This window comes from Mesorhizobium sp. M7A.F.Ca.AU.001.01.1.1, assembly GCF_004022735.1.
Taxonomy (GTDB): domain Bacteria; phylum Pseudomonadota; class Alphaproteobacteria; order Rhizobiales; family Rhizobiaceae; genus Mesorhizobium; species Mesorhizobium ciceri.
Genome location: NZ_RZPF01000216.1, coordinates 1 through 8,776, shown reverse-complemented (window position 1 = coordinate 8,776; position 8,776 = coordinate 1). Strand labels below are relative to the sequence as shown.

The following is an 8,776-nucleotide window of genomic DNA, read 5'->3' as shown; positions in this document are numbered from 1 at the left end:
TCGGCGTCACGATAGCCCGCGTCATGACCGACAACGGCTCCTGCTACAGATCAAAGGCCTTCGCCAAGGCCTGCCGCGATCTCGGCCTCAAGCACGTCAGGACAAGACCCTATACACCCAAGACCAATGGCAAGGCCGAGCGCTTCATCCAGACAGCACTGCGCGAATGGGCTTATGCCATCGCTTATCCGACTTCAGATCACCGCGCCGCAGAGTTGCCGGTCTGGCTGCACAGATACAATTGGCACCGTCCCCACGGGAGCCTAAAGTCCAAAACACCTATCAGTCGCCTCGCTCTAACCGAGGACAACCTGTTGAGGCTCCACAACTAGCTCGTCAGCGACGACACACCCGCTCGAGCACCCATAGACTATGATCACCGGCGCGGACTGGAAGAATACGGCTGCATCGCCCGAGCCGGCGGAACAGAAGATCTCGGCATCCAGTCAACGCTCGATACAAAGCGCGCGATCGAATGGCCCGAGCACAAGGGGATCAAAAAGCTTCTCAGACAATTGAGGACCCTTCGGACCCCAAAAGGGCTATAGCCTGATTTTGGGTTCGCACGCCTAGCTTCTTCTTGGCATTGTCCAAATGAAAAGCGATCGTGCGTGGCTTGATACCCAAGATGCGGCCGGTCACCCAGGCTGAATTACCCCGCGCTGCCCACCTCAGGCACTCATATTCGCGGGATGTCAGCGAAACCCCATCCACTGTTCGATCGCTCGGCAATTTGCGGCGAACGCAACGATGAAAGCAGGCCGCCATCAGTTGAAGAGCTTGTTCGTACCGCTCAGCGACCCGAAGAAATACTGGACGAGGCTCATCGGCGGCAAAAGTAACCGCAGCGATGCGGCCGCGGAGATCGACAATTGGGATCGTCAAACCGCAGCAGATGCTGAATTGAGCCGCCTCATCGAATAGCTGCTGTTGAGCCGGCGACATTTTATCGCCTCCCAAATTCGATCCCCAGTGAAACGGGCAGCCGCCATTTCGAGCACGCAAGACCACAGGATCGAGTTTCTCATACTGATTTTCCAGATACTGTCTGGTCCAGCGGGGTGGATAGTTTGAAATTAACCTCGGTTTGCCGGAAGGCCGTGCTGGCAAGGAGAGGTAGGCAAAGAAGATTAGGTCAAGTCGTCCGGCCGCCTCAGCCATGGCATCCCGGAAATCTGCCTCATCGATACTCTGTGACAGTCTTTCAAGGAATGTCTCGAAAACAAGTGGCATGTGCCTCGTCATCGTCGCGCTCGATTCTTCCTCTTTCTGCACGCCTTCCGGCTGCGTCGTGTATGTCCCGACAAACGTGATTGAATTCGCGGGCGTCGCTGGGCTGACCGGGCTCCAGAATGCTGCCACACTTTCGATCTTCGTCGGTCATCCCAATCATGCTGGGCTCACCCGATGGGCGTCTGGCAGACGCCTCATGATCTCAACAGCTCAATCAGAGAATCTCCATGCATTAAATCATGACCGCCCCTGCACCGACCAAATCAGGAGAAATCATCCTGCGCTGACCAAAAGCCATCATTGACCCCAGCTTTTGCAGGAATTTGGGTCGGCATTAGCATAACAATTCGGATAGCCGCTCATCCCCCACCCGGGGCGCCGTGATCCGCAAAGAAGTGTTGCGATGCTTTCTTTTCTTTGATAGGCAAATCGTCTCAACAATATTAAAATGCCTTTCCTTGTGAACGGGGTGGCGTGTGAGTATCGTCCTTCTATATACCTGACGTGATAAAATTCACCGCAATGATTATGGCCCGCTGCAATGATGTAAAGGGCACGTCTAAGCTCAATCTGCATCGGAACGTGCAGATGACCTTTACCAGACCCTCGATCCCGCACGGGCCATAATGATACTGATTACGTGGGTCAAAAAGGGCGCCCTGCCGGCGGGGAGGTACACCCGCAGGGCGCGCCGCACAGAGGTCCTGGTCGTTGGGCAACAGGACAGCGGCGGCAGAACTGATTCGGTTACAAATCGTGACTGAAATAGCCCGGAGCATGCTCAAGATCAGATATCTGGAATTCAACAGTTTTGGGTCTGCTCGGCGCAGTAGCGCGCAGGGACATGCCTGCCTCCGGACTCGCTCCTTCGCGATCGCAAAATCATACGGCACCCTCGGCCTTCAGCGCGCGATAGGTGGTATCGACCGACTTTACCGTCGCGTCGACAATGATGTCGATCTCTTTTCGGGTAATGATCAGGGGGGGGGCATAACCGAGGATGTCGCCATGCGGCATGGCCCGTCCGATGACACCATTCTCAAACAGAGCAGCTGCAGTGCGCACCCCGACCTGAAGGTCGGGTTCGAATGGTATCCTTTGTTTTGGGTCCCGCATCATCTCTACGGCCGACAGGATACCCACTCCGCGAACTTCACCAACGATGGGATGTCCCGCCAGCTCGGCCTTCATCCGGTCTTGCCAATACGGTCCAACATCGCGGACATGCTCCAGAATATTTTTTTCTTTAAGCAGTCGAATATTGGCGAGCGCGGCTGCGGCACAAAGCGTGTGCCCCGAATATGTCCAGCCGTGGCCGAGTGCGCCGTGCTTCTCAGTTCCTTGTTCCAAAACCGACCAGACACGGTCGCCAATGATTGACCCGGAGATGGGGAGGTAGGCGGAACTCAAACCCTTTGCGATGGTCACGAAATCCGGACGCATGTTATACAGGTGGGAACCGAACTTCTCGCCGGTTCGCGCGAAGCCACAGACCACTTCATCCGCGATTAGAAGGATATCGTATTTGTCGAGCACCGCTTGAATGGACGTCCAGTACCCTTTGGGGGGCGGCACAATACCTCCTGTCCCAAGTACCGGCTCTCCGATAAAAGCTGCAACCGTTTCCGGTCCTTCGGCCAGGATCAAGGCTTCAAGCTCATCGGCACAGCGCCGGGAGAACGCTTCCTCGCTCTCCTCGACACGCGCCTGGCGGTAATAGTGCGGCGTGGTTGTATGGCGCACCAAATCCAGAGGCAGGTCGAAGAAATTGTGAAAGAAGGGAAGGCCAGTTAGGCTACCCGTGACCAATCCAGACCCGTGATAGCCGCGATTTCGCGAGATGATCTTTTTCTTTTCGGGCCGGCCAAGAATGTTATTATAGTACCAGACCAGCTTGATGTTGGTTTCGTTGGCATCGGAACCGGAGAGGCCGAAATAGACCCTTCGCATGTTCTGACCGAAATACTCGACCACGGCCTCTGCCAACAGGGCGACCGGCTCCGTACCTTGGCTGGCATAGACGTGCGCGAACGGCAATTCGTGTGCTTGCCTGGCAATGGCCTCGGCGATCTCCGTGCATCCATATCCCATGTTGACGCAGTAGAGTCCTCCGAAACCGTCGAGGCTCCTTCGGCCTTCGGTGTCCCAGATATAGACGCCTTCCGCACCGGCCATAATCCTATTTGGCGTTTCGCCTCGGCTGTGCTTGGCCAGATGCGTAGAAGGATGGAAGACGAAGCTTCTATCCTTCTCCCGGAGTTGCTCGGTTCCCAGATTGCTCAAGCGCATGTCCCTCTCCTCGCGATAAATTGGCGGAGGGCACTCGGCCAGCCACCTGTTTAGCAAATAGCATACCGGAAACGTCCCTTGAGTTTCTCGGGAATGCAGGTTATTCGCCGTGAAATTCGCGGGATCGGCCCGAATTGCCGTGAAAACTAAGGCGTCACCTTCGCCTTAGCCGAGGGTCGGGGGCGCGTCCTGCAAACACGAACAGCTTACGACGCGCATGCGCCCAGCATAGTGCCCGATTAGCGGGCGATATTGACGGATGAATAGCGCTCGGGACGCTGTTCCCGCCGGCCGCGCGAGGCACGATAGAGCGCCGGCGGCCATGTTCCGCCGAACTGCCGGTCATCCCTTACATTCTGACGGTCCGGATCGGTCTTGCCCTTCCCAAGGGTGGTAATGAGGTGATCAGGGGCAAAGCACATTCGCCTCGATCAGCAGGCAGCGGGTTCCGTGCCGCGGCACAGGCTCCAACCTGGTTGGCCAGCGCTGAGAGGCTGAGGTCGTGCCCTCGCGCATATTGATAGCTTTGGCGGTGCGGCGGCTGGTGCTCGGCAGACTTCTCGAAGGAGCATAGCCAGAAGGTTCGGCCCGGCAAAGACGCGCGGCGAGAGCTCCTTGCCATTGACATCTTGATTCGCAGCCGACCAGCGCCGCCAAGTTCTATCGTCAGCGTGTTGCCTTTCTTGCGATCGCAAATTCGTGGTTGCTGCGCAGGGCGAGCCGAGCTGCGGCTCGCAGGAGGGGGCGAGCCGACAGAATTGCGCGGCCTGAAAAGCTGCCTCCATCAATGCTGGCCGCTCGTGCAGTCTCGAAACGCTGGATCAAGCCTCAAACATCGAACAGCCGCTCCTTTTCCTCGCGAAACCAGCGCCCTCGCGCGACATGATCTTGTCTGACGATCCGACGCTTCGAGCGGGGCTCCTCTAATAGGTTGCACATGACCTGCAGCTTTCAGCCAAACTCAGCAAATCGGACGTCGTGCTCTTCTTATCATCGCTCGGCAAGCTCGGAACACGCTGGCGGACGTTGCTAAGGCTAGTCGCCGCCAGCGGATGGCGAGGATGTTTGGGCGGCTAAGTGCTTTTAGGTGGCGATTATAAGCCGAGATCGCGATAGGTGCTTTCGCCATAGCTCCTGGCGCCATCGCCACGCTGAGCGTTTGAAAGCCGATGAAATTCGCTCGGCCAATTGGCTAGCGCGTGCTTGATGGCCTTCATCTTGAACGGCACGTGCACAACACATTTGTCCCTGATGATAGGCGGACAGCTCACATCTTGTTGCCGCGAGCCGTTAAGGTTTGCTGCGATTATCGGCAGACCTAGATCAAGAGCCAATTCCATTTCCCAGCGCACGAAGCGAAAAAGGTTTTTCGTCTTCTCACCGATCAGGACAAGTACCTGGCTCGATCCATTCATTCTGTTGCGAAGATTGCGTTTAACATAATCTTCGTCCTGTGCTCGGCTCGTCATATTGTCCAGATCGTGAGCGTTCGCGAATTCAAAACTCACATTCTCGCTGGCGTTCCACCCTTTCATAAAGCGGTATGCCCAAGCGTCTTCATCGCCGTCAAATATTACATAGGTCGGATCGCTGTATGCCATTGTTGTCTCTTAGTTGTTTTGACGAGCAACCCACTGGGTGTGCTCCCGTGAGAAAGCCAGTTCGGCTTCGTTCACCGCGGCGGAGAATGCCTCATCCGAGTTGGCGTCCGTAATAAGGTCGGCAGTCAAGCCGATCTCGTGAGCTGTCAACGTGTAAGCCGATGCCAATTCGTTAAATTTCTTGATCTGGGTCCACCCAATAAGGGAGGCGGCGATGACAATTAGCGGCTCGGTCGGCCAGCCTGGCATCGCGGGGTCAGCGATGCGTACTACGATGAACGAGAATCCCAGAGCGTATGCAAAAATACCAAGGCCCATCCAGACTTTCGCGGACCTCTTGTTCGAGCGCGCCTTCTTCTCGTACCACTTCCGTTGGTCGCAGATTCGTCTCTGCAGATATAGGTCTTTTCTTTCTTTTAGCGGGGAGTCCCTTATCGACATCATCTGGTCGGTTGTTTGGGGGGATGCTGAATCGGTGCCGCTCAACGCGCTACCAAGGTGACGATTGCTATCAAGGATACCTTCCATGAGCTTTCGAAAATCAGCTCTGGCGTCAGCGGCGCGCGCGTCATCGAACGGCTGTGCTCGCATCGCGAAGCGCCAAGTCAATGTCTTCACCGACTCTGCCAGAGCTCGAGCCTGATACCAGACCTGCTCGGGCTTTGTGACCGACCGGAAAATGAGGACTCCCATTGAGCAAAGAAATACCGCAGCATAGACACCGAAATAGGCTTTTGATGGCGACAAGTCCAAAGAGAGCACCGACGCTAAAAAAAGAAGAACGTACTCTGCCCGGATCAGGCGCAGAAACGTCGCCTGCTGCTCGTTGGATGCCACGTCGGCGCTATTATAGAGTCCAGGATATTTCATTTTTGAAGCACACCAGTCTATTTTGTGGCGGTAAATTCTTTAAACCAGGATTTGGCAAACGTGAGGTTAGCAGTCGAGCTTACAGAGCCTATTCTTGAGCGAGGCGCGGTCCCTCTGTTCATAAACAGGAATGCAGGTCCTGTCCCATCAATGTAAGGGTATAGGCCCAAAAATTCTTGCCCGGAGAATGTTTCCGAAGAATTTTTTGCCACGGGCAGAACCGCTACCGCGGTCCGAAACCCATCGAAAAAGCCAAGCTCCCAAGGCATCCATCTGGATCCTGGAGAATTGTTTGAATGCACATAGATTAGCGTCTTTGACTGCCTCATACGGGTCCGCAGCAACTCGGCGGTGGCCGAGGAGACTTTTGTGCGGTCCAGTTGTGAATCTTCGACCCAATCTACGTAAGCAGTGAACCCAAGCTCCTCGAAAATTCGCTTCACACCGAGAACGATCTCTGCGTCCTTGAAAGAATGTGACAGAAAAACGTCGAATGACGATCTGGCTGTAGCTGCGGCCGTCTCTTCCTTTAGAACGATCGATGCGGCTCTATGTCCTCGACTGGCATTCGCAACTCTTTTCAGCTCTGCCTCGGTCAGTAGCACTATTCAAATCCCCCCATGATCTGTTCGCAATCTATGAACTTGACGCCCATTCGATTAAGCGACCCTTGTCTTGTGAAAACTGGCACCATGCTCTCCAGCCGGTAGCGCAACCTCCACCTTCTCAAAGACCACGTCGGGTGGCAGGAGTGACCGGCCTTGTCACCCACCTACGCGATCCCGGCACAGCCATGCTCCTCGCTTAGAAGGCTGCGGAGACCAGCAATGTCAAACAGGACAGACGATCTCCTAATCTCGAACAGCAACGAACTTAGGACGTAAAAACGCGATCTCCGAATGTCCGCAGGCGTCGAGGGCCGGGTTGGTCGCCAAGGCCGAGCGGGCCAGCTTGCACTCCCGCTACCCGTCGGCTTGCCAAACCCTCGCTGTAGATTTCGCCCCCTACACGGATGCGCTGACCGCGACTAAGCTCAATCGCCACTGATCGCCAATCCAGGGCGAAAGTTCCCCCCTTGAAGTAGCGGTAGAGGCATTTTTCGGCACTTCGCATCTTAGATATGGACGCCTCCTCAACCAGGCACGATCCGGTTTGGCTTCTCGCCGTAACCGTGCTGGGCAAGTGCGTCCGATGGCTGCTTCGATCCTCTCCTGGAATAGATCGGTTCCAGATTGCTCAAGCGCATCGTCCTTGCTCGCGATCAACTGGCGGATAGCGCTCGGCCACCTTTTTCCAGCAATTAGTATACCGCAAATGTCCCTTGAGTTTCGTCGGAATGGGTGCCTTTTGCCGACGAATCTACGGGATCCGTGCCAAACGCCGTTGAAACTTAGCTTTTGGGTTACCGTTGCCTCAGGGCGGACAAAGGTATCGGTGAATTGGACTTCACTGGTTTCGTGACGACAAGGCTATAGTATTGATCAATCCCCAAGCCTGCCTGCAGCAGTCCCTCCATGAAATCCTGATAGGCGGCCATAGAACGAGATGCGACCCGCATCAGATAATCCACGCGCCCCCCAATTGCCCAGCAGTCCAGGATTTCCGGAATGTCTTGGATAGCAGTTTCGAAGTGTCGTTGGTCCTCAAGACGATGACGATCCAGCACGACCTCCACCATCACAAAGATCATGCCGCCGATGAGGGCAGGACTCAGCCGCGCATAAAATCCCTCAATAATCCCCGCGGCCTTGAGTGCTCGGAGCCGCTCCGAACAGGCGGACGCCGAAAGATGAACTCGTTTTGCAAGCTCACTTTTTGAAATCCGACCGTCTGCCTGAATTTCGGAGAGGATCCGCAGGTCCCAACTGTCGAGTTGCACGGGATCGGGTTTCGACTTCATAACCTATGCTCTCAGCGATGACATCGCGTTGTGTGCCGATCAATTCTATCATCAATTGAAACGAGCGAATGTAGCAGTGGAAGGCATCCGTTCCAGGCCCGAGATGTGCCAGAATGGGGTACGAAAATCAGCTGAGGGTGAGCGATCCGCTGAGAAAAGCTGCAGAAGTAATTTGGCTATCGCCCCAACGCCCAACGGGGCAATGGTGCAGCTGGAGAGAATAGTCGGCGGCGGCGGAGACCATGATAAATAGATAACCGATTTTCTTGAATCTCGCTGCCGTACTTGATAGACGCGCGACTGCATTCGACCCTCGATCGCATGGACGGCATACTCAATGCAGTATTCACTCGCACATTCAACTATTAGGGTGAATTGAAGGCCTTGCTTGGCCGGCTCGCCGAGGCGCAGGGCACCGCAAATGCCGCTCGTCTTATGGCTTGCCCGATAATTTGGCGCTCGGGTCTGGCCGAAATCGCCCAACCGGAAAGACTCAAACACCGATGTTGCGTGCGATGCTGTCGGCTGCCATACGCTTACGCCACTCAAGAGGCCCGGAATTGTGAATGGAGTTTCCCTCAACATCGACAGCCATGACGACGGGCATGTCCTGCACATCGAATTCATAGATGGCTTCCATGCCCAGGTCTTCAAAGGCGACAATCCGCGCCGCCTTAATCGACTTTGAAATCAGGTACGCAGCGCCACCCACTGCAGCAAGGTATGGCGTTCTGTGTCTTACAATCGACGCGATGGCCGCCGGTCCCCTCTCCGCTTTGCCCACCATCGCGAAAAGGCCGGTTTCGGCGAGCACCTTGTCCGTAAAATCGTCCAAGCGGCTGGAGGTTGTTGGACCGGCGGGTCCAACGACTTCATTCCTCAC

General features: G+C 55.5%; 7 protein-coding genes and 1 pseudogene. 1 reads left to right on the top strand and 7 read right to left on the bottom strand.

Going from position 1 to position 8,776, the window contains the following annotated elements; translation table 11 throughout:
- Positions 1-332 (top strand): integrase core domain-containing protein (locus EN884_RS15355; protein ID WP_164895016.1); only part of this gene is annotated, 332 nt, incomplete at its 5' end.
- 175 nt (positions 333-507) lie between these two features.
- Here EN884_RS15355 and EN884_RS15350 read toward each other — a convergent pair.
- The 7 genes and pseudogenes from EN884_RS15350 to EN884_RS15320 all read right to left on the bottom strand — a co-directional run.
- Positions 508-1,245: a LuxR family transcriptional regulator gene (locus EN884_RS15350; RefSeq protein ID WP_082826574.1), complete on the bottom strand. Its 738-nt coding sequence runs from the start codon at positions 1,243-1,245 to the stop codon at positions 508-510.
- 870 nt (positions 1,246-2,115) lie between these two features.
- The gene (locus EN884_RS15345) at positions 2,116-3,522 is read right to left on the bottom strand and encodes an aminotransferase (RefSeq protein ID WP_063169303.1); all 1,407 of its coding nucleotides are present in this window, start codon (positions 3,520-3,522) and stop codon (positions 2,116-2,118) included.
- Positions 3,523-3,712: 190 nt separating this feature from the next.
- A pseudogene (locus EN884_RS39545) lies at positions 3,713-4,133 on the bottom strand (transposase); the annotation flags it as partial.
- Positions 4,134-4,616: 483 nt separating this feature from the next.
- Positions 4,617-5,123 (bottom strand): TIR domain-containing protein, encoded by a 507-nt coding sequence (locus tag EN884_RS15340; RefSeq protein ID WP_063169304.1) that lies wholly within the window; start codon positions 5,121-5,123, stop codon positions 4,617-4,619.
- Between the two features lie 9 nt (positions 5,124-5,132).
- Entirely contained in the window at positions 5,133-5,993 is an 861-nt protein-coding gene (locus tag EN884_RS15335; RefSeq protein WP_063169305.1) for a DUF4231 domain-containing protein, read from the bottom strand.
- A 1,402-nt stretch (positions 5,994-7,395) separates the two neighbouring features.
- Entirely contained in the window at positions 7,396-7,893 is a 498-nt protein-coding gene (locus EN884_RS15325; protein WP_063169306.1) for an Lrp/AsnC family transcriptional regulator, read from the bottom strand.
- Between the two features lie 493 nt (positions 7,894-8,386).
- The coding region (locus tag EN884_RS15320; RefSeq protein WP_206617596.1) for a fumarate hydratase C-terminal domain-containing protein at positions 8,387-8,776 on the bottom strand (390 nt) is incomplete at its 5' end.